15 protein-coding genes and 1 tRNA gene are annotated in these 23,066 nt (G+C 46.6%); 8 read left to right on the forward strand and 8 right to left on the reverse strand.

From position 1 onward, the window contains the following. The first annotated feature begins 244 nt into the window (after nucleotides 1–244). Nucleotides 245–2,161: an FHA domain-containing serine/threonine-protein kinase gene (locus tag K3T83_RS31540; protein WP_220206892.1), complete on the forward strand. Its 1,917-nt coding sequence runs from the start codon at nucleotides 245–247 to the stop codon at nucleotides 2,159–2,161. A gap of 33 nt (nucleotides 2,162–2,194) precedes the next feature. Here K3T83_RS31540 and K3T83_RS31545 read toward each other — a convergent pair whose 3' ends face one another. Then, nucleotides 2,195–3,532, reverse strand: a complete 1,338-nt coding sequence (locus tag K3T83_RS31545; protein WP_220206893.1) for a phenylacetate--CoA ligase family protein — start codon at nucleotides 3,530–3,532, stop codon at nucleotides 2,195–2,197. Between the two features lie 432 nt (nucleotides 3,533–3,964). On the opposite strand from K3T83_RS31545, the gene K3T83_RS31550 reads away from it, so the two are divergent. After that, nucleotides 3,965–4,696 (forward strand): HAD family hydrolase, encoded by a 732-nt coding sequence (locus tag K3T83_RS31550; protein ID WP_220206894.1) that lies wholly within the window; start codon nucleotides 3,965–3,967, stop codon nucleotides 4,694–4,696. 37 nt (nucleotides 4,697–4,733) lie between these two features. Continuing rightward, nucleotides 4,734–4,829, forward strand: a tRNA-Sec gene (locus tag K3T83_RS31555). Nucleotides 4,830–4,930: 101 nt separating this feature from the next. On the opposite strand, the gene K3T83_RS31560 is transcribed toward K3T83_RS31555, so the two are convergent. The 7 genes from K3T83_RS31560 to K3T83_RS31590 all read right to left on the reverse strand — a co-directional run bounded on the left by K3T83_RS31560 (nucleotide 4,931) and on the right by K3T83_RS31590 (nucleotide 14,786). After that, nucleotides 4,931–7,126: a TniQ family protein gene (locus K3T83_RS31560; RefSeq protein WP_220206895.1), complete on the reverse strand. Its 2,196-nt coding sequence runs from the start codon at nucleotides 7,124–7,126 to the stop codon at nucleotides 4,931–4,933. Nucleotides 7,127–7,160: 34 nt separating this feature from the next. Then, on the reverse strand, nucleotides 7,161–8,312 hold the full coding sequence (locus K3T83_RS31565) for a TniB family NTP-binding protein (RefSeq protein WP_220206896.1): 1,152 nt from the start codon (nucleotides 8,310–8,312) through the stop codon (nucleotides 7,161–7,163). A gap of 27 nt (nucleotides 8,313–8,339) precedes the next feature. After that, nucleotides 8,340–10,508 carry a TnsB C-terminal domain-containing protein gene (locus tag K3T83_RS31570; RefSeq protein ID WP_220206897.1) on the reverse strand — a complete coding sequence of 723 codons (2,169 nt, stop codon included), beginning with the start codon at nucleotides 10,506–10,508 and terminating at the stop codon, nucleotides 8,340–8,342. Beyond that, nucleotides 10,498–11,202: a TnsA endonuclease N-terminal domain-containing protein gene (locus K3T83_RS31575; protein WP_220206898.1), complete on the reverse strand. Its 705-nt coding sequence runs from the start codon at nucleotides 11,200–11,202 to the stop codon at nucleotides 10,498–10,500. Before K3T83_RS31575 ends, K3T83_RS31570 begins: the two co-directional genes overlap by 11 nt. Before the next feature lie 200 nt (nucleotides 11,203–11,402). After that, nucleotides 11,403–12,515, reverse strand: a complete 1,113-nt coding sequence (locus tag K3T83_RS58030) for a TniQ family protein (protein WP_373324544.1) — start codon at nucleotides 12,513–12,515, stop codon at nucleotides 11,403–11,405. A 15-nt stretch (nucleotides 12,516–12,530) separates the two neighbouring features. After that, nucleotides 12,531–13,043 carry a hypothetical protein gene (locus K3T83_RS31585; protein WP_220206900.1) on the reverse strand — a complete coding sequence of 171 codons (513 nt, stop codon included), beginning with the start codon at nucleotides 13,041–13,043 and terminating at the stop codon, nucleotides 12,531–12,533. A gap of 402 nt (nucleotides 13,044–13,445) precedes the next feature. Beyond that, entirely contained in the window at nucleotides 13,446–14,786 is a 1,341-nt protein-coding gene (locus K3T83_RS31590; protein ID WP_220206901.1) for a type II restriction enzyme NmeDI-related protein, read from the reverse strand. Nucleotides 14,787–14,994: 208 nt separating this feature from the next. Between K3T83_RS31590 and K3T83_RS31595 the strand changes: the two genes are divergently transcribed. From K3T83_RS31595 to K3T83_RS31615, 5 genes are all read left to right on the forward strand, one after another. After that, a complete protein-coding gene (locus K3T83_RS31595; RefSeq protein WP_220206902.1) occupies nucleotides 14,995–15,537 on the forward strand; it encodes a helix-turn-helix domain-containing protein in 543 nt (180 codons plus the stop codon). A gap of 99 nt (nucleotides 15,538–15,636) precedes the next feature. Continuing rightward, nucleotides 15,637–18,018, forward strand: a complete 2,382-nt coding sequence (locus K3T83_RS31600; protein WP_220206903.1) for a type I restriction-modification system subunit M — start codon at nucleotides 15,637–15,639, stop codon at nucleotides 18,016–18,018. Further along, nucleotides 18,009–19,247, forward strand: coding sequence for a restriction endonuclease subunit S (locus tag K3T83_RS31605; RefSeq protein WP_220206904.1), 1,239 nt, complete (start codon nucleotides 18,009–18,011; stop codon nucleotides 19,245–19,247). Before K3T83_RS31600 ends, K3T83_RS31605 begins: the two co-directional genes overlap by 10 nt. Then, nucleotides 19,244–22,297 (forward strand): type I restriction endonuclease subunit R, encoded by a 3,054-nt coding sequence (locus K3T83_RS31610; protein ID WP_220206905.1) that lies wholly within the window; start codon nucleotides 19,244–19,246, stop codon nucleotides 22,295–22,297. Before K3T83_RS31605 ends, K3T83_RS31610 begins: the two co-directional genes overlap by 4 nt. After that, complete coding sequence (locus K3T83_RS31615) at nucleotides 22,287–23,018, forward strand: M48 family metallopeptidase (RefSeq protein ID WP_220206906.1); 732 nt, start codon at nucleotides 22,287–22,289, stop codon at nucleotides 23,016–23,018. Before K3T83_RS31610 ends, K3T83_RS31615 begins: the two co-directional genes overlap by 11 nt. Nucleotides 23,019–23,066: the final 48 nt, after the last annotated feature.

The following is a 23,066-nucleotide window of genomic DNA, read 5'->3' on the forward strand; positions in this document are numbered from 1 at the left end:
CGATAATGCAGTTCGTAGTGGAGCGATTTATCGCGGTGGGGTGGCTTCACAGGTGGTTCTACCACCGCGATAAATCGCTCCACTACGAACTGTTGGGCATATAGTGCGGACTGTGATGCGCATATTGGCAGGTGCGGTGAGTATTGATAGTTCTGGTGTCAGGCAGATTGAAACTATCTTAGCGGTAAAGGTTGTGCTACAATAGTGGGCAATATCGATAGGTCTTCAGGAGTGCGAGGTAGATATGCAAGAATTGGAAGCGGGTCAGAAGTTTGAGCGTTATCGCGTGCTTCACTTTTTAGGCAGCGGTATTTCGGGAGAAAGCTATGAGGTTGAAGATACATTGCTTCAGCGAACAGTGCTTCTCAAGCTTATTCATCCCTGGCTGTTATTGTCAGATGCGATCCGTCGCCAATTTTTTCGCGATATGCAGCGTATTAGCAGTATTACTCATCCCTATCTGACGGCGATTCTTGACTATGGAGAAGTTGATGGCCAGTTGTATATGGTGCGTCGTTTCGTTGGCCCCGGCTCTCTGCTCAATCGAGAAGGAAGAACCTGGTTCAACCCGCCGCTAGCTCTGGTTGACGCCATTACCTATACGCATCAGTTGGCTCTGGCCCTTCATCATCTGCATTGCCAGGGACTTGCTCATGGTTCATTGACCTTTTCCAATATCATGGTGTCAGGTAGCCCGACTCAGAGTCGGAAACCGGATTTTGCCCCATTCTTGCTTGCGGATGCTGGAATAGCAACGTTTGTACGACGTTTTGGCTTGCCCAAAATCACCATCCTACCAATCACTGCCGCTCCTGAACATCTGGAGAAGCATGTTGTTCCTGCTGGCGATCAATATGCGCTGGCGGTTCTGCTGTATTTCTGGTTGGCCGGGCGTCCTCCATTTCTTGGCTCACCGAATATGCTGATGCAACAGAAGGCTACCGAAACGATCACGCCGTTGACCTTGTTTAATCCCAGTGTCAGTGCCAGACAGGAAGAGATTATATTGCGCGCACTGCGCTGTTTCCCGGAGAAACGCTTCCCCTCTATTCTCGCATTTGCAGAGGCTCTGGCCGAGTCGTTACAACAACCAGCACATACTATTTTGCCCGACGAGACGCCTCTACAGCTATTCCGTATATCGACATATACGACTGAATCGCCTCCCTCATCAGAAGACGAAGTGGCGCAGACAACTTCATCAGCCGTTGAACAACATACGGAAGAGCTTTTGTATCTGGAGCCGAAGCCTTTGGAGAGGAAAACGCAATCGCTGGCAGCAGATAACAAAGATGAGACAGGAGCAAGCCAGGGCGAAGAAGAGTTAGAGGTATCTGATTTGGAAGCATTGTTGGAGTCTTTGTTGCAATCTGATCAAGAGTCGCTTCCGCCTGCTTCCTACTATATACCAGATGATGCTGATGGTATTGATGGTATATTGACAACCGAACCCGCCTTGCAGAATGGACAGCTCACCGAGTTGGGTGCCCAGGGGCATCTGGCGGGCATATATGATACCGAAACAAATATTGTCTGGAATAACATTGTCTTGCAAGAGCAGCCGGAGCCAAAGGTTGCACCTGATATCCCGCAGCCTTTGCCGCAGCCGGAAATCACCCCGGAGCCCGAGCCAAAGCCACAACCGGAGACCTTGCCAGCAGAGCCGAACCCGCAGCCTACAATTTTGCCCCCACCAGGGCCAGATATTCCGCAACCTCTGCCAGAGCCAGCGCCAACGCCGCCAGAAAAACCGGCACCACCAGAGAAGCCAGCATCACCTCCTGCTCAGCCGAACGAGCCACAGGCGCGAGATGTGCCAAAAATTATGCCGCGTCTGGTGATTACCTCACAATATCTGGCTGAGCCGCGCGAGGTCTCTCTGGAAAACGAACTGATCACGGTTGGTCGTGCCGGATCGAGCGACATTTTGTTGGACCACGACAATCTCACGTCTCGTCACCACGCCATTTTAAAATATGACCGTGAGCAATATGTCATTTTCGATCAACGCAGCGCGAAAGGTATTTTGGTGAATGGTCAGCGCCTCACTGTTGGGGTAGGATGGAGGTTAACCGATGGGGATTGCATTACTATCGGAGCATATACGCTGGTTTTTCATAGTTCTCCATCGCAAGATAGTTCAGCCCCTTCAGAGCAGTGATGAAGGGGCTGAAAAACCAGTGAGCGGGCGCCTTTAGCGCGGCTTGCGACGATCCTCTACGCGAGCGCTGGCTGTCTTTGATTCGCCTCCTGAAGCGCGTGGAAGCGAATCAGCAGGCACCAGTTGCACATGAGGTGTGTTGCCCGTGATCGATTTCACCGCTTCGCCCATCTGTTTGCCCAGCACTTTTGCATGTTCAGCGTTTTCCAGGATCGCGCCATCCTTGATCTCCACTTTCAGATCAAAGGTATCGAGACCGTTTTTCTTATCGACGATGATGCGGAAATTGGCTCCCGTCTCGGGGAAGCGGATCAGAGCTGCCTCCACCTGGCTGGGGAAGACGATCAGGCCGCGAATAGAGACGGCATCGTCGGTGCGCCCCTTGATCGCGCCGATCTTGGGATGGGTACGTCCACAGGGGCAGCGTTCATCCCACCAGGTGCGAGAGAGGTCGCGGCTACGGTAGCGGATCATTGCGGTGCCATCGGCGGCGAGCCAGGTCCAGACCAGTTCGCCTTCTTCGCCGTCTGGCAACGGTTCGCCCGTTTCGGGATCAATGCACTCAACCAGAAATGCGTCAGCCCAGGCATGCATGCCGTCGCGTACCTCACACTCGCAGGTCATGCCGGGGCCAAGAAACTCCGTCATCCCAAATTCATCATAGGCCGTGAAGCCGAAATATTCTTCAAGCTTCAGGCGCGTCTCCCAGGGCCAGGGTTCTGCCCCGAACAGGCCCACTTTGAGCTTTGAACCTTTGAAATCCACGCCCATTTCTCGCGCCTTATTGCCCACATAGAGGCCAACAGAGGGGGTCATACAGACGCCGGCGACGCCAAAGTCGAGAATAAACTCGATGAAGCGCTCGTATTGGCGGGCGTCAGAACCCATCGGAATTGCCAGCACGCCCATTTCCATTGCGCCGTAGTGAAAACCAAAGCCTCCGGTTGGCAGACCGTAGCCGTAGCAGTTCATGAAGACATCGCCAGGACGAACGCCAGTCATCCACAGTTCGCGCGCGTTCAGATCAGCCCAGTTTGCAATATCTTTTCTGGTGGCAAAAACGGGAACGCTTTTACCGGTTGTGCCGCTGGTCGCGTGCATTTCGACCGCTTCCCCGGGCTGAGCCAGCGCCATGCCATAGGGATACGCCTCGCGAACGGTTTTCTTTTCCAGGAATGGCAACTTGTGGATATCTTCCAGGGAGTGTATATCGGCTGGCTTGATGCCTGCTTCATCATAGAGGGTACGATAAAACTGGTTCTGGTGGTAGGCGCGCTCTACTATTGCCTGCAAGCGCTCTAACTGTAATGCTTTGAGCTTTTCTTTAGGGAGTGTTTCTATTTCTTCATTAAAGAAGCGACGGTGACTCATTACCAGACATCCTCCGAAAACATTCCAAACGGTCCCCCCACATATTTTTATTATGAACCTGCTTTGATGACATCAACGTTCTGTGATGGAACAATCCAGGTATCGAGAGAGCAACAATACACCACTATCAATCGATGCAGGCATACGCCAGATCTAGTGGGGGCAGAACATGTATGTATAGGCAAAAAAATTCCCTACATTGCCACCATTCTATCACGGCAGCAACCCAACGTCTATTCAGCAGGCCGCTGTGACAGGGCTTTCCAATTCTCCCATCTAGCAGGAGTACAGAGGGCGGCAGCCCTTTGCCGGGGTGCGGGGTGTCCCCGCAAAAAACTTTTTCCTTCTCTTTTGCGCGCCGCCTGCGGCGCGCGAAGGAGGGAAGGAAACTGGGGACCCCCCAGACCCCGGCAGGGAGACCCCTGCACCCCTTTGAGCGGAGAACTGGAAAGCCCTGGCCGCTGTGATATGATGGAGGAAAAAGATTGGCAGGAGTTCTATTTCATAGCTATGGCAAATACGATTACAGCCGTCATCTGGGATCTGGATGGCGTCATTTTAGATAGCGCGGAGGCTCATCTCAAATCGTGGTATCGTTTAGCGGAAGATTTACACATCCCATACAGCGACGAGCAGTTCTGGGCGACGTTTGGCTGGCGCAACGATGCCATTATCCCTACGCTGGTTGGCCCTACCACGCCTGAGCGCATCAAAGAACTGGCGGACCAGAAAGAGATCTACTTTCGCGAGTTTATTCGTGAGACGGCGACACCTTTACCTGGTGCCATCGAACTGTTGAGTGCGCTCCGGGAGGCGGGATATCGGCAAGCGCTGGCCTCGTCCACGCCGATTGCCAATATCGAGTTGATCAGCGCAGTGTTGGGATTGGAGCGCTATCTCTCGGCGTTTGTTTCGGGAGAGTCGGTGCCACGTAGCAAGCCAGCGCCAGATACCTTTTTAAAGGCCGCAGAAGAACTTGGCGTTGCACCTGCGAATAGTCTAGTCATTGAGGACGCGGTTGCCGGGATACAGGCGGCACGAGCGGCCGGCATGTACTGTATAGCGGTGGCGGAAGAGCGAGACTTGCCCGGTTTGCGTGTGGCCGATCTAGTAGTGAAAGATCTGACCGAAGTGAATGTAGGGCGCATTCGGCAACTGGCTTGACAAGCGCGGGCGTGAATGGCACAATACAGCATCATATGGAGGTGTAGGGACTCCGGTGGGTCTCACCGTCTTCAAAACGGCTGGGGGGGCGCTCCGCGCGTTCCCCGGTGGGTTCGACTCCCATACGCCTCTGCCCGCATCTAACACAGGAGCAGTGAGAATTCCAGCGTAACTCCGAAATGAAATGAGATTCCATTGTAACTCCGAAAAAAGTAAGAGGTGGAAGCTAAAAGTTTATTTGAGTTTGTTCTTAATTTTGAACGTATCTACCAGTTTTTTTGCTTTCGGATAATACCTTAACGTTGCGTAACCCATCCTTAAGTTCTTCATAATAGCAGTTACAGATACGCGTTTGCCCAATTGCTGTAGTCTCATCACTTCTTCATGAACTTTCTGAATAATTTCTTCTTCTTTCCAGATACGCTGTTGCAAACGCATCATCTGTTTCTGCTTATTTATAGCCTTTCGTATGAAAGTAGCAACACTATGATGATAAGACAAACTACCAGGAGCGACACTTATCAGTTCACCTATAGCCTCGGGCGTTACTATCTGGTCATTGTCTATCAAGCTTTTTATTGCTATTTGTACTCGAATAAGTAAATCATCTTCTCGTTGTTGTCTTTGTACTTCTACGAATTGTTTGATAGCTGCATTTGCATTGGAGTATTTCCTCATACATTGCCGTGTTATATTTAATACTTCACAAACTCTAGCTTGAGTAACCTTCTCACCTCTTGTTGTAATTTCCTGAATAGCATTTTTAACCATAGAAAGCAGAATTTCCTCTTGCTTTTGATGGTTCCCCATTGATAATCTATATTCACAAGTTTTTTGCGTTACTAAATCCCAGACTTGGTAATTTGATCTTAATCTGTCCCTATGTATAGGTATAGTTTGACAGATAGTTTTTGTCGTCACCCCAACACCTATATCTTCTAGATACTTAATAACCTCTAATACTTTAGGTAGGATATCCTCCTCTTTTTGACTCTTCGATAGAGATAATACAATACGCCGAACCGAAGCATTAGTGCGTAAGGACCATACAGTAGTGCCAATAATTTTGCTTAAAGCTAAAAATGTAACCTCTTCTTCTCTATCTTGCAAGTATTTTATAGCTTTATTCACCTCAATAATCAGGCTTTGCTCCTGCAATTCTCCTTTTCTTTGGTAAGAATATACATAATTTTCTTTCACGAATGACTCCAGAGAGGGATATCGAGAGAAAGCATTTCGATGTATACCAATTATTTTACCAACAGTCTTATATGTAATAGGCTCTTTCCTTTCATTTAGATAATTAATAGCATCTCTCGCCTTATATAATAAATCATGCTCGTATATATCTTTTTGCATCTTCTTATATTTTGAACGATTTTCTTCTATTATTTCTAATATGCTATCATGTTTTTTAAAGATATCATTAGATATATAAGTTAAATGACTTATTTTCTTGCGCGTGATCGATTCTCCTTTGGATACCAGTATACCTATAGCTTCTTTTACTGCTAAAATTATATCATTTTCTTCGGACATCTTTTTTTCTATATACATAGAAGCATATTCGTTAGAAGGCATTTTATATGCTATACAAGTAAATATTTCAGATAACGTAGTATCAAGATATTGAGCATATTTTAAATATGCTCGCAATGTTCTACCTCTATCATTACCAAACTCTATTGACGTTAAGCTGCCATGACTTATATTCGTAGACTGACTTACTGATGTTCTTTTAACATTTCTTTTTCGGCGCAAGGCAACAAATTCTTTACCAAGCAGTTCTTTAATAGGACTGATAATTTCTTCAAAAACCTGCGGCGCAAGTAAAAATTCTATCTCTCGAACAAGCAACAGCGCCTTCTGAGTTTCTTCATCAGTAAGTTGCAACGATTGACACAGCCGCAAATCTTTTCCGCAATTCGAGCAGATATTCAGCTGCAATGGCAAAGTAAATAAGGGGACAACAGATTGACAATGACCACAAACGTTGAGCAGTTGGCATTGATGCTTAGGGCAGCCTTGTATGTTAATAAACCTCCATGTTAAAAGATAGTAACCTGCTTCTACCAAGCAATGTGGGCAGTACCGTAAGTAATCAGCAACACTACCCATTAAAAATGGTATCAGGAACTGTGAGTCAGAACGATCAAATTTCCTGCCTAAATGGTAGAAGGTCGTTTGTAAAAGTTGTTGCTGAGAACATACAGCAAGCACCTGAAGGTGTTCAAATGATAAGGGCGGATAATCTTTAAAGTTTCTTATACTTGCTGTGCTTTGATCAGGAAATGCCATTAGACCTAGTTCCCAAATAGAAGATATACAGTTAGCTTCACATAGGCGCGTTAAGTAGCTAGTGAGCGATTCTAGCCGTTCAGGTGGAGGATGTATAGGTAAACTATCAAAATAATATAGAGCACTTTTCATGATTAATCTCTTTATCCTTTCTAATATCCGCGTTTTACCTATTTTCTTCTAGTGGCTTACTTTGAATACTCTTCCACGTTCGCTCTAATAACTTGTCATCTAAACAAGGTCGACTCTCTTGAATAGCCTGTTTGCTTGCTTCAACAACAAGAATCATCACATCACGCAATTTTCCTCTTGTCCATTTCTCGATAGACTTCACTAGCCCATTATCGATGACATACGACGATTTTTTCGGATCGCCAGAGTCAGGGAGCATGAACGAATCGCTTGTGAAGGGCAGTAGAAGATTAATGTAAAGAAGCAATTGCTGGAGTCGCTCATTTTTATAGAGATCGAGCCGGAAATAGTCGTTCCAGCGACCTGCTACTTCCGAGTCTCCAAGCGTCCATCGATGTGGATCACAAGAAGCACAAATGATGGGAATGCCATAGGTCATATTCGATACCTCTAAAAGGCGACGACGTACACCATAGCTCTTAATATGCTCTACCTCATCAACAATCAAAACCTCAACGCCGCACTTCTGAAAATAGAGCGACACCTTCATAAGCAGATCCTCCTCATTATCCTTTTTCAGATAATTCTTTCCACATGCCAAGATAATGCGCTGGAAAAGAGGCTTTGGACTATTTCCCTCTGGCGCATCAATTTTTATGACGGGAACCCGCGTGCGGTCACTCTCCACGACTGGAAGATAGTTTGAGGTAAACCAATCCAGATAGGTTGTCTTGCCCATTCCTGATTCACCGCCTAAGAGAAAATTTCGTTGCTGACCAAACGACCGATAGCTTCGTATCTTAGCAATTTTGTCATTTAGTTGACGAACATCTGGTGTCATAATGAAGAGAAAATTGTTAAGCCAAAGAAGGCGTTCCTCTGGTAACAATCTTGCAAACTGCTCGACAAGGTGCTGGCGGAGTACTGGATATGTTATCTTTATGACCTGTTCAGGAGAAATTTCCAGTGGTCTTCGCACTTGCCGTAAGAGCAGTCGGCGACGCAGAGATCCTATTTGTGCCCCCTCTTGTGAAGCCAACTGGGAGTCGCTCAGTTCTTCAACGCGTTGAGCTAGGTAGTTATCTTCTTTTTTCCATTCTCCCTGCCATTCACACAGTTGTTGTAACCTTTGGCGAACATTAATCTGGTCGTCCACTGCTAATGTAAACATATCGTCTGTATTCATATCGTCTCAATCATCACTCCTTTTCTATCAACTTAGAAAGCGTGCAAGCAATTCAGTCGGATCATTGTGTTGACTTGATCTTGTTTTTGTTATATTTACTTCTGCTGAAGTAGGCTGAGTATGATCATCTGCTCCCTTTTGCAGTTCTCTCTGCCTTCTCCTCTTCTCGGACATGCGTCTTTTTTTCAACTCCTCAGCTTTATTGACATAAGCAAGCCAATCGCGGGTATCACCATTTACGTCTTTTGCGAGTGCTTTCGCCGTCTGAATCTCCCACAAGCTCGTTGGTTTATAGCATCCATCTGGAAGCAGGAGTTCTTTGGCCCCGATATCGTCAATCCAGTGATCCTCGCGAAACAGCGCAATCTTACTAATATCAGCGGGATCATAGCGTAGACTATACTGGATTGGTTTTTTGTCCATGCCTATTCTCTCAGCACTTGCCACAACAGGCGAAGTGTATTGCATACCGAATACGCAGATCCCTTTTTCCGTAATTTGTCTTTTTTCTGGAATCAGGTGGAGGAACTGCCGCTTGGTCTCTTCAGTTAAACGAGGAACCATTGGGATGCCAGTTTTCATTCCCTCCACCCACTTCTGATGTGGTGTCATTCCTAAAGTTCTATGTGGGGTATGATTATATTCAACGATGCTTTCCTGGAGGAAACGGTTAATATCTTCGTAGAGCAGACACGCTTTTTTCGCCGCATCTCGAATATGTTTCGGATCACTAGATTGAATTGCTCCTGGCAAAAACTGCTTGATACGATCTGATAACCATTCGAAGTACGTCTCTATCAACCCACCATAGCGTGCTTTGTATGGCGGACGGAATACTAAATCTATTGTATCGAACTTTCCATTCTGCCCAATGAGCCGGGCCAAGTTTTCAAGGCTATGCGAGTGATGCGCCCATGCATTGTCAAGGAAGAGCTGCTGAGGAATACCATAACAGGCCCATTCGCCCTCTATTCCCATAGCTGTATGCGATGATTTTGGCCAGATCGCATGAAGAAGCGCGTTCTGGATAGACTCAATACACGGGTCTTCCTCAAGGAGAGCTATGCCCACTATACACCGAGAATAGGCATCAATGAGAACAGTAAGCCAGAGGCGACTGATCTTGCTACATGTCGCTTCATCCACGATGAAGACATCGAGTAGGTAATGATCAGCAAAGACATATTGCAATGGAAAAGTCGCTCGATGAGCAAATGAGTCAAAGACCATATAAATACGCTCCCATGTGCCTTTCCCATAGCGATCGTTCAGCACCTTCTTTCCTTGATCAGGTTGCGACTCGAACCAGCGCAGATATTGGTAAAAGAACCCCCGCGATGGCATAGTGATTTCCCTCAGGAGCTTCTCCTTATTTGTGTTTTCTCGAATTGCTTGCATTGGTAATCGTTCATCAAGAACCAGGCGTAACTCTGCAAGAAGATCCTGAGGAACACCCTTTTCACATTTCTCTGGGTCAACCCAGCGGTTTTGTAAGTGCTTTTCCAATGCAGATCGGGCAATCTTTAACACTGTCATTGGCGATGAAGGACGGTCCGCTCGGTAATAATCAGTGATGACGGTATCCAGGAAATGAAGCTGCGCTTTGGTAAGTCTGGTCTTGGAATAGGTGCTGCGCCTATATGACGCCGCTAGTTGTATACGATCCCATTGATTCTTCCTACACCGCCCTCGATAATCATAAAAGGTAGTCAGTCCCACAGGCTCATGCAAAAGAGCACATGCTGTGCGCAATGCATCCGATTCCCTGCATTTACACTCCTCTACTTCACACGCGCTGCTACACTTACCCTGCTCATTTCTCTCCCGGCACTGCAATTCTCTAGCCTTCTCCTCAACAAAGTGAACAAGGTCAATCATCTTGTCCGCTCTTTCAATTAGTTCGTGAGGCAACCCGTTTTCAGGCGCCCCCTCAGGTTCAGGTTGGGGATCTTTAATATCTCGAAGAAGTTGCTCGAGGGTTGGTGCATAAAGTGGGATAGCTTGATCCTTACCATCTGCTCGCAAAAGGTGCTTAACCTGAAGCGTCTTCGTCTCTTCGGAGAGATGATCTTCGACATGGAGAACAAGGTTTGTGCTGTCAAGAGACTTGATACAGTATATTTGCTTCTGCCAGTAAATCCACCATCCAGGTCGTAGGCACTGTCTAAGCGATGGTATTCCCTCTTTACTCGCCATTGTTACTTCCCTCCTTGGGTAACCAAACAGTTGTACCAGGCACAAATGTACTATCAAAGATAAGAAGTTTTTGGAGATCAGTACAAAGTTCTCCGTGCCAGAGTAAATAGCAGAGCGTAGTAAAGACTACTGATTCAGCCATATCTAATTGGTGAGCGACATACTCTACACAGATCGGCAAATGCACTTCAGAATTTTGTCTAAGATGTTCAAGCACAGCAGCGATGACGGAGATGTGTGCATATGCCTTTAATCGGTAGCGAAGCAGAGCAAGTAAGTTTGTGCCCTCCGTTTTTTGTGGTAAAGTTTGCTCTGTATGCACAATATACTTCCATTGCCGATCTTGGCAGATCTCTCGAGCGCCGACCTCGCGCTCACTAATGCGTAGTTGTGCTTGTCTCTCTGTTCGTGTAACCTCGTGAATTTCTATCGTTCCATCAACTTTCCAAACCTTGAAATCGGGGGTATACCTTCGTAATTTTCCATCCTGGCCTTTGAATTCAAAGATCTCTGGTTGGCTTCTGTAGTCCAAGACAGTTTTATCGCGCTCAAGAAGCAAGAGCAAGATACGTTCTGCAAAGGACTCAAATTGGACTGTGTGACCATTTTTGTTTGTGGTTACCCCAGGAAGGTTCGAACCCATTGACATCACACGTCGCACATTGTTTTCAGGTGGTTTGCGCTTGAGTGCCATAAAACACCTCTTCAAGAATCGAAAAAGAAATTAACCCTACACCACTTCTACTTCTTCTAACGAAGAAGCAGCCTTTGATTTTCCACAATCCATATGTCGGTCAATATTTGCTGCTAGAGTGCAGTTGTATTTATAGGCCTTCACCTGTTTAGTGCCTTTGCCTGCCGCATTCCAAGGCTACTTATCCAATGTCAACTAGTTCAAGACGTGCGTCTCTTTACCTCGTGGGCTTTGCCCAAAGCAGTGAAGCTACGATGACAACCTTGGCACTTATACCTTTGTGAACCACTTCGGTTATACCCACAGCGAGTAACGTAATGACTTTGCTGACAAAAAGGACAAAGAGGCAAAGAAGTTGTGGAAACGGGAGCAGGTGAGTTGATAGCACCGCTAAATATTTCCCTTAAGCCGAGGCATAAGTAATGAGCATATTTGAGATAACTCTGAAGCGTCGCTCCTCTGCCTTGAGAATCGCCTCGTTCTATGCCCTCCACAACCGTCAAAGTTACTCCGATCTGGTTTGCCACTTCTACAGCCGTAAGTCGTTTCTTTTGCCTAACGTAAGCAAACCCTCGCCCTATATGTCTGATGATGCTACCACTATCCACTTCCCACAGATGGGGTGTTAGTAGAAATACGATATCATTATGAATATGTGCCACTCTCTCCAACTCTGCATCATCTACTACCAAATCTGCTGCACACAGTTGTAGATCCAGTTGACACTTGGGGCAACTACCTAATTTGAATGGAGAAGTGAAGAGAGGAATCAATTCGCCGCAATGCCCGCATACTTCTAGCAATCGACATTTATGTTTGTAACAGTAGGTTACCATGAGAAATCTCCAGGATAGCAGATAGTATCTTACTTGCTGTTCAGTAAAGCATACCGGACAATAGCGTAGATATTGACTCATGCAACCAGATAAAAAGCGACTCGTAGGTTGGGGAAGAGTTGAACGCCCAAACTTAGATGTGAGATGAAAGAAGGTTGTTGTTCGCAGTATTTCCTCGTTACAAGCTCCTACTATCGTCAGTTGATCAAACGATGTAGGTGGGTAATCGGCTATATCTCTTGTAATCCTGCGATCCTGACGAGGAAAACATAGGGCTGATAAGCCATCTATGGATGAGATTCCATTGACTTCAGCAAGACGCATCAAGTAACTGGTAAGCGATTCAAAATGCTCAGGCTGCGGATGAAGTGGCAACGCATCAAAATAATATGTCATAGTAAAAAACTCAGTACAACATTCTAGAGAAGATATGCTACTACAGACACCGCAAATGGATATTGAAATGCTTAGACGCATACTATATATATTTGATTATGCACTACCATCCGCTAAATTTTCTCCTTGCAGATCGCTGAGAAAATGTTCACGCCACTCTACCATATATCCATTGATGGCCCATGCTTGCATCATAGAGTTATTTGGGTACGTGTTTTTTGCTGAAATGTAGGCATAACAGTCAACAGCAAAGTCGATATGGGAGAAATAATCCATTTGCTCTTGATTATCCATTGCACACGTTAAATCTTCATGAAAAAGGTTGCGACCTTTCATCCACGCAGTTTTTATGTACGGGAGCATCTGCTGAAGATTCCGCCAGTGATCTTTGAAGTGTTTCGTCTTTTGTGCATTTTCAAGAGCGCGGGGTACAAAGCGTTCAAAATGTTCAGGATGGAGTGCATCTTCATCGCTAGACCGACCATTGCTACTTCCTCCATACGCCAGCAATCTACCGATATGTTGTATCGCAAGTGCCGCCGCAAATAACTTCGGATCAATATCATCTCGCTCAAGATTCGTAGCATCTTCAAGGTCTTCTCTTTTCATGATACCTTCCCCTCTTTTTTACATCAATTTATCTGCTGTGATTCCTGTCATCCCAGATACCGCTTCTCTGTCCTTTGTCTCAGATAATCCCACGTGTGCTTAAAAATCTGTTATTTGCTGGTCTTATCACGATATATTTTCAAAGTACTCAAAGAAGCAGGTGATATTTTCTTCTTGTATGATCGGGAATATAAGCTCTTCGCTCACATCTCCTTCAGAGTTAATTTTCGCCGTGTCAACTATCGGAGCTGCAGCCTTATCCTGAAGTATACATTGTCCATGTGTACTAGCATCCTCAATATGAGTTTTTCTCTGAGTGATGAGGTCTTTCTATGTTTGTCAAATGTGCTTTTCGTACTCTTCCACTTTCATCAACCTTACCTCTTTCAATGACGTTATTCACTATTTGCTGCTTAGATGCAAGATAAGATCGTCCATTACAGATGGACTGTTTGCCCATCGCAGGATATGCTCTGCATGCTGTACTAGTTGTTCTTGAATAATGATTTTAGAACGCTTATGCATATCATGGTGATAAAAGATTGGATGCATTAGCTCAATATTAACATTCTCGAAACATCCTTGAGGCGTCACCACACAGAGTTGAGTATTACGCTTCGGGAAAAGCACTATCAAATCAGATAGGAGAAGCAAGCTTTTAGAAATATCTGTAGCAGTCAGACTAACCGCAAAAGCAGCAATGACCTCATCCTTACGGAGCCATAGGATATCCATGTGCTTAATAATGTGATGAAAGGCTGAATCAGCCAGGATAGGTAAAGATGATGGACAAAAGTCACCTAACCTTTCCTCATTGTATACTTTCTCATGGTCATCAATAGCGACCCAGACGCTACAACCTATCTTGATCCCAATTTTAGCTAGCAACCATTGTATGTAAGTGTGATTAGTATCCACTTGTCCCTTCTTATAAGTCATGGTTCCCCTTCCACTACTATTGCTTCTAAAACGTACAGTCTCTGTGATTAAACTTTTATTTCCTTTCACTTCTTTCTGATTATGAGAAGAGGGTGAATTTCTACAAGATAGTGAGGTAGAAGCTTCTATCTCAAGGATAGGTGTATTATTGGTATGGTGCCATATAATAAGCTGTTCCAGTTCCCAGGCGCTAAGAGCTAGAACCTGTTTGAGATCTGAGAATCTCGCTTTGAATACAAAGTATGTTTCTACTGGATCTTGCAAGGCGCCTACAGCACGTTCTTCTGACAGAAGAACGTGACGCAGATCGAGGTAAAAGATCGGCCAGCATTCTACCTCCTGGATGTGCCACCACACGCTCAAAAAGAATGGAACACGTGCTGGTTGCAGTTGGAGTCTTGTGGCCTGCTGCGAGGCAATAATTCCTTCTAAGAAGCGAGTGAGTGCTCTCATATGTCGCTGTCCATCTTGCTGATCCACTGGAATACGCAGCATCATCCGCAAGAGATGAGCAAATGTATCTTCTTCAGGAATGTATTTAACAAGCTTATTGAGGAATAGCCCTCCGGACATTCCTCTCAAATGGAAAACATTCCATTCCTCATGAGTTCTTTGCTGAAAGACTTGGTTAAATTCTTTGAGTGTCATTGCTCCATCCAAAAATAAGTTTAACACTTGGAGCATTTCTTGTTGAACAAGCAATCGTTGTTGATGGATCTCTTTATGAAGCTCTACTGAGATTTTCTCAGAAAAATACTGTTGTTTTCTACAATGCCATTTCTCTAATTGCTCATCTGTCCACATGACATTTTTTCCCTTTCCCGACTTTCCATCCGTTCACGATCAGCCATCAAACATGTCATAGGATAACCTATGCGGCCTGATCAATACTGCTAGTTAGGCTTGATTTACGCACTGCCGATAGTCTCCAGTATACCACTATCTCAATAGATTAAAAAGGGTTACTTAATATCTCTACATCAAAAGGGTATACGAACAGTAAGATAACCGCATGCGTGAAAGCCTTGATCTTCCTAATATAGCTGAATATGTCACCATTAAAGAAGCCGCAAAAATGCTTGGGGTCTCAGACAAACGAGTCTATGCCTATATTGAGGAGGGACGTCTCCCAGCAGTACGCGCCGCTCATGTCATTATGATTTCAGTGGAAGATGTTAAGAAATTTAAGCCCAAAATCTCTGGGCGCCCGCGCAAAAATACTCCCGCTTGGCGTGCATCTCCAGTGGATAATCGACTACTCACAAACTCTATCCTTGTACGCCTACATGGTGAATCCCAGAAGCAGCTAGAGCAAAGGCTCGAAGAAATAAGGCAATCGGGAGAACAGATTTTCCCTGGCACAGTCGCACGTTACATCATTCAGGATAAAACACATGCAGGTGAGATAGAAATACTGCTTATCTGGCGTAGTGTTTCTAGGCCAGATAAGCCGACGCGAGAAAAAGCTCTAGCCGAATTTCTGCGTTCGCTGAGCGACATAGTAGATCTTAACACTGCCAGATACAGCGAAGGTCAGGTTTTGTTACATACCTAACCTGCCAGTCTTATAAGCGGCAGTACACCCCATATCTTTTGCACGTTCTTTTAAATTTTATATAAAGATGCCATAGAAAGTTGATGGAGAAAGCCTGGAATGGCAATTAAGAAAAGTGAGCTTTATAGTTCGTTATGGAAGAGTTGCGACGAACTGCGTGGGGGAATGGATGCTTCACAGTATAAAGATTATGTCCTCGTCCTCCTCTTCATCAAATACGTCTCCGATAAGTACGCCGGTCAGCCTCGCTCTTTGATCGAGGTGCCCAAAGGCAGCAGCTTTGCCGATATGGTCTTGCTCAAAGGCGATAAAGAGATCGGCGACAAGATCAACAAGCAGATTATCGCGAAAATCGCCGAGGCGAACAACCTCAAAGGTATAATCGATGTGGCGGATTTCAATGATGCCGATAAACTGGGCAAGGGCAAGGAGATGCAGGATCGGCTCTCCAATCTGGTCTCGATCTTTGATACTCCCGCCCTGGATTTCCGCAGGAACCGTGCCGAGGGGGATGATCTGCTGGGAGACGCCTACGAGTACCTGATGCGCCACTTCGCAACTGAATCGGGCAAGAGCAAGGGTCAGTTTTATACGCCCTCCGAGGTCTCACGCGTCATGGCTAAAGTTATTGGCATCAACAAGGCACAGGGCCGAAGTGAGACTATTTATGATCCTACCTGTGGTTCCGGCTCTCTCCTGTTGAAGGCCGCTGATGAGGCAACAAATGGCATTACGATCTACGGGCAGGAAATGGATAATGCAACCTATGCGTTAGCCTGTATGAACATGATTCTGCACGGCCATGAAGCCTATGATATCTGGCATGATAATTCGCTTTCTCGTCCCTATTTTAAACAAGATATTAAGAACGATCCGAGTGATCACAATCTCAAGACGTTCGATTTCGCAGTTGCCAATCCTCCCTTCTCCAATAAAGCCTGGAGCAATGGCTTTGACCCAGAGCATGATCTTTATCAACGCTTTGCGCTTGGCGTTCCCCCTTTAAAAAATGGGGATTATGCTTTTCTGCTGCATATCATCTGTTCGCTCAAGAGTACCGGCAAGGGTGCGGTGATTCTACCTCATGGCGTCCTCTTCCGGGGCAACAGCGAGGCCGAGATTCGCCAGAAGATCATTCGCCGGGGCTATATCAAGGGCATTATCGGCCTGCCTCCCAACCTGTTCTATGGTACTGGCATTCCTGCTTGCATTATCGTTCTCGACAAGGAGAACGCTACCAGTCGCACCGGTATTTTTATGATCGATGCCAGCAAGGGCTTTATGAAGGATGGGAACAAGAATCGCCTGCGCCACCAGGACATTCACAAGATCGTCGATGCCTTCACGCGCCAGCTTGAGCTACCCCGATACTCGCGCATGGTGAGCATATCCGAGATCGAGGCCAACGATTATAACCTCAATATCCCACGCTACATCGATAGCACGGAGCCTGAAGATTTGCACGATATCACAGCCCATCTGTTGGGCGGCATTCCAGAACATGATATCGAGGCACTGTCTGACTACTGGCAGGTCTTTCCGACGCTCAAACAGCGGCTCTTTGCGAGCGGGCCGCGTGCTAGCTATAGCGAACTGTGCGTGGATAGCTCTCAGATTAAGCCGACGATTTTCTCGCATCCCGAATTTGTGGCGTACACGCAGACCGTGACCTCATTGTTTGAGCAATGGAAGGCCTGTAATACGCCTGCACTCAAGCAACTGGGTGTGGGGAGCCGTCCCAAAGCGTTGATTGAGCAGCTTTCCGAGGATATTTTGCGGGTATTTGCCGTGGCGCAACTGATCGATAAGTACGATGTCTACCAGCATTTGATGAGCTACTGGTCCGATGTAATGCAGGACGATGTGTATATGATCGCTCAGGATGGCTGGCAGGCCAACGAGGATCTCATCCCCAGGCAATTGATTGTCAAGCGCTATTTCGCCGCCGAGCAGCAACACATTGAGCAACTGGAAGCAGCGAAAGACGAAATCACGCGCAGGTTGGAAGAACTGAAAGAGGAGCATAGCGGCGAGGATGGTCTGCTTGAAGAGGCGAAAACCGAGAAGGGCACTATCACAAAAAATAGCATCAATGCCCGGTTGAGAGATATTATGACCGATCCTGAAGCAATGGACGAGCGCATGATGCTGAATACATGTCTCGATCTGATCAATCAGGAGGCCGAAGCGAGCAAGAAGGTCCGAACGGCGCAAAAAGCTTTAGATGCGAAAGTTGATGCAAAATATAAAGTATTGAGTGAGGACGAGATAAAGACGCTGGTAGTTGATGATAAATGGTTGGCGTCCCTCTCAGCCGATGTGCAAACCGAACTGAACCGTGTATCACAGGCGCTAACCGGTCGCATTAAAGAGTTGGCGGAGCGATATGAGACGCCGCTGCCAAAGCTGTCGGAAGAAGTTGAAGTTTTGAGCGAGAAGGTACACCAGCATTTGCAAAGGATGGGATTTGCATGGTCATAATGGCAGAAGAGAAAGAATGCAATGATGCGCAACGATCCTGGAAAGATGTTTCTATTAAGGATGTTTGCGAATCAATTACTGACTGCGTAAACAAGACAGCCCCAACCGTAGACTATCAAACTTCATATATAATGATCCGTACCAACAATGTAAGGGATGGGGATATTGATCTTTCTGACGTTAAATATGTAACTAGAGATGTATTCGAGATCTGGACAAGACGAATGACACCTAAAAAAGGAGACGTTATTCTTACGAGAGAAGCTCCTTTAGGTGAAGTTGGTATGATCAAGACTGATGATTATATTTTTTTAGGCCAGCGTCTCATGCAATATAGGGCCAATCCGTGTTACCTGGACAACAGATTTCTACTTTATGCATTTCAAGATCGTGTTCTTCAAGAACAGATCAGATTGTTAGGCAGTGGAGCAACTGTTGAACACATGAGGGTTCCTGATGCAGAAAAACTTATAATCCGTCTTCCTCCCCTTCCCGAACAACACGCCATCGCCACTGCCCTCAGCGACATAGATGCCCTGATCACATCGCTCGACAAACTCATTGCCAAGAAGCGCGATATCAAGCAGGCCACTATGCAGCAGTTGCTCACGGGGAAGATTCGGTTGCCGGGGTTTAGTGGTCATGGAAGCGCAAAATTAGGGGACTTTTTTGAGTTAAACCCCAGCAGAACACGTCTTAAAGATTCTGATTTAGTCACCTTTATTGGTATGGAGGATGTTTCCGAGAGCGGCAGCATTATTAATCAGAGCATTCTACCTTTGTCATCAGTTAAAAAGGGCCTTACATTCTTTGAGCGCGATGATATCCTTGTTGCCAAAATCACGCCCTGTTTTGAAAACGGCAAAGGTGCATGCTTAGATACCCTGAAAACAAAAGTGGGATTTGGTAGTACGGAATTCCATGTTTTGAGGGCAAAAAAGAACGCTAATCCTAGATATGTGTTTTACCAAACACAAACTGCTGAATTTAGGAAACGTCTAGAAACGGAAATGATTGGCACTGCAGGTCAAAAAAGAGTGCCAGCACAGGCAATCATTAATTATCCGTTGCCTGTGCTTCATTTAAAAGACGAGCAAACCGCCATTGCCACAGTCCTATCCGACATGGACGCCGAAATCACCGCATTAGAACAAAAGCGCGATAAGACTCGCGCCTTGAAGCATGGAATGATGCAGGAACTACTCACAGGGAAGATGAGGTTATTATGAGCATAGTTGGACAGATCGAACGCATTACGCAAAATCGAGTCGTCAAGCTATTCCGCGATCAACTGCACTATACCTACCTCGGCAACAAAGAAAAACTTCTCAACAACCGCAACATCGAAGAAGCCTTGCTGCTGGCCTTCCTCAAAAAGCAGGGCTACAGCAACGACCTGATCAACCGCGCCACCTACGAATTTATGCGTATCGCAAGCGATCAGAACCGAAGCCTCTACGACATCAATAAAGATGTCTATGAACTCCTGCGCTATGGTGTCAAAATCAAACTGGGGGCAGGTGATAAAACTGAGACCGTCTGGTTGATCGACTGGAAAAAACGCACAAACAACGACTTCTACATCGCCGAAGAGGTCACGGTACGGGGTCCAAATGACAAGCGGCCCGATATCGTACTCTACGTCAACGGCATTGCGCTTGGCGTGCTGGAATTGAAGCGAGCAATCGTAGGTGTGGCCGAGGGCATTCGCCAGAATCTAGACAATCAGGACGCGGATTATATCCAGCGTTTCTTTACCACAGTTCAGTTAGTCATGGCTGGCAACGATACCGAGGGCCTCTATTATGGCACCACTGGCACCCCGGAGAAGCAATATGACTTCTGGAAAGAGGAGAGTACCATTGCGAACGTGCTGGATCGGCACCTGACCCAACTCTGCTCGAAAGAGCGTTTGTTAGAGATCATCCACGATTTTGTTATCTTCGATCATGGCATCAAAAAGGTGTGTCGTCCACATCAATACTTCGGTGTGAGAGCAGCCCAGCAGCGCATCAAAAGTCGAGAGGGCGGCATCATCTGGCACTCGCAGGGCAGCGGCAAAAGCCTGACGATGGTCTGGCTGGCAAAATGGATTCGCGAAAACGTCACCAATGCTCGCGTCCTGATCATCACCGACCGCACCGAGTTGGACGAACAGATCGAAAAGATCTTCCTGGGCGTCGAAGAGAAAATCGTGCGCACAAAGAGCGGGAAAGACCTTGTCAACAAACTCGGCGCAACCTCTCCCTGGCTCATCTGCTCGCTCATTCACAAATTTGGCAGAAAGGCAGGCAAAAACGGTACCGCAGAAGAAGGAGATGTGGACGCCTTTATCGCAGATGTGAAAAGCAATCTCCCGCCCGACTTCAAAGCGCAGGGCGATATCTACGTCTTTGTGGATGAATGTCATCGCACGCAATCGGGCAAACTGCGCGAAGCCATGAAAGATATCGTCCTGCCTCACGCCATGTATATCGGCTTTACTGGCACTCCTCTACTGAAGACTGACAAGCAGACCAGTACTGATATCTTCGGAACATACATACATGAGTACCGATTCGATGATGCCGTAAGGGATAAAGTCGTGCTGGATCTGTGCTACGAGGCTCGCGACATCAACCAGTATATCGGCTCGCAGGAGAGGATTGACCGCTGGTTTGATATCAAAACTAGAGGATTAACCGATGCAGCACGCGCCCGCCTCAAGCAGAAATGGGGCACCATGCAAAAGGTGCTTAGTTCAGAGGCGCGGCTCAAGATGATCGTGGACGACATCTTGCACGATATGGACGAAAAGCCACGTCTGATGAGTGGGCGCGGCAATGCCTTGCTGGTCGTAGATAGCATCTATCAGGCGTGTAAAATCTACGAACTATTCATTAACGAAGGCTTCAACGAATGCGCCATTGTCACCTCGTATAAGCCCTCAAAAAAAGAGATTAAGGGCGAACGTACTGGCGAGGGGCGCACCGAGAAACAGCGGCAGTACGACATCTACATAAAAATGCTGAATGGTAAAACGCCCGAAGACTTTGAGAAAGAGGTCAAGCAGAAGTTTGTCGAGCAGCCGGGGCAGATGCGGCTCCTGATCGTCGTGGACAAGTTGCTAACCGGCTTCGACGCACCATCGGCCACCTATCTCTATATTGACAAGCAGATGCATAATCATGGGCTGTTTCAGGCCATCTGTCGCGTGAACCGTCTGGATGGTGAAGACAAAGACTACGGCTATATCGTCGATTATCAGAACCTCTTCAAAAGCCTTGAAGGCTCAATCCGCGATTACACTTCGGAAGCGCTGAGTGGCTACGATAAAAAAGATGTCGATGGGCTGCTGAAAGACCGCATTGCCAAAGGCCGCGAACAACTGGAAAATGCACGTGAACAGATCAAAGCGCTCTGTGAGCCGGTTGATCTGCCCCGCGCTACAGAGGACTATTTGCGCTACTTCTGTACCAGCGACACGACCAACGGTGACGAACTCAAAGACAACGAGCCGAAACGTGCAGCCCTTTACAAACTCACAGTTGCTCTGATTCGTGCCTACAGTAACCTCGCCAATGATATGCCTGAAGCTGGCTATAGTGAGCAGGAAAGCCAGAAGATCAAGGATGAGGTGGTTTATTATACGAATGTTCGAACTGAAGTCAAGAGAGCCAGTGGTGACTTTCCTGATCTCAAGCTCTATGAGCCAGCGATGCGCCACTTGATCGACACCTACATTCGAGCCGACGAGAGCCAGAAAATCTCAGACTTTGATGATATCTCTCTGGTCCAGCTTATTGTAGAACGGGGCGTAGAAGGTCTGGAAGACTTGCCACCTGGAATAAAAAGTAATCAGGGGGCAATGGCTGAAACAATTGAGAATAACCTGCGTCGGGTCATCATCGATGAGACGCCAACGAACCCTATGTACTACGAAAAAATGTCGGAGGTACTTGACACTCTAACCCAGGAGCGGAGGCAGAAGGCAAAGGATTATCAACAATACCTGAAAGAGATCATCGAACTGACCCGACTGGTGTACAATCCTGCTGGTGCGGGCAGCTATCCACCATCGCTGAATACACGTGCTAAGCGAGCGCTGTATACTAATCTAGGGAACGATGAAAAGCTAGCGCTGGCTGTGGATGCTATAATACGTCAAAACAAAAGGGATGGCTGGAAAGGCAGCATTGTGAAGGAAAAGGAAGTCCTCTATGCGATCCAGGATCTTCTGCAAGATGATGACCTGGGGAAGCGGATCTTTGATCTAGCAAAGAATCAGGATGAGTACTGAGGAAAAACACCAGATCACGGTAAATGGCCTTGTCGTTGATGTCGTGCGTAAAAACATTAAAAACCTGCACCTTGCCGTCTATCCACCAGCCGGGCGAATACGCGTGGCGGCACCGCTAAGGGTCAACGATGAGGCCGTGCGCCTCTTTACGATTTCCAGACTGGCCTGGATCAAGCGTCAACAGGAGAAATTTCAGGATCAGGAGCGGCAGTCGGAGCGAGAGTATATTTCCGGTGAGAGCCATTACTATCAAGGCCATCGTTATCTGCTCAATGTTGTGTATCGTGAAGGCACGCCCTCCGTAACTATTCGCAACAACAAAATTCTGGATATTTTTGTGCGGCCCGGTAGTAATACGCATGATCGTGAACGCGTCCTGACCAACTGGTATCGTCGTCGGCTCAAAGAGGAGATAACTCCCCTCATTGCTAAATGGGAAGCTATCATCGGCGTGCAGGTGGCTGAATGGGGCGTAAAGAAGATGAAAACAAAATGGGGTACGTGCAATATTGAGGCGGGCCGTATCTGGTTGAATTTAGAGCTGATTAAGAAGCCGGTTCACTGTTTAGAGTACATTATTGTACATGAAATGGTCCATTTGCTTGAACGTCATCATAACGAGCGGTTTATGATGTATATGAATCGTTTCATGCCTTTGTGGCAACACTATCGCGAGGAACTCAATCGAGCGCCCCTGGGGTACGAAACCTGGGAATACTAAAAGATTTATACAAAATAGTATGGATGCAAGAGACATTTTGTAAAAGAT

It is taken from the genome of Reticulibacter mediterranei (genome assembly GCF_016587455.1).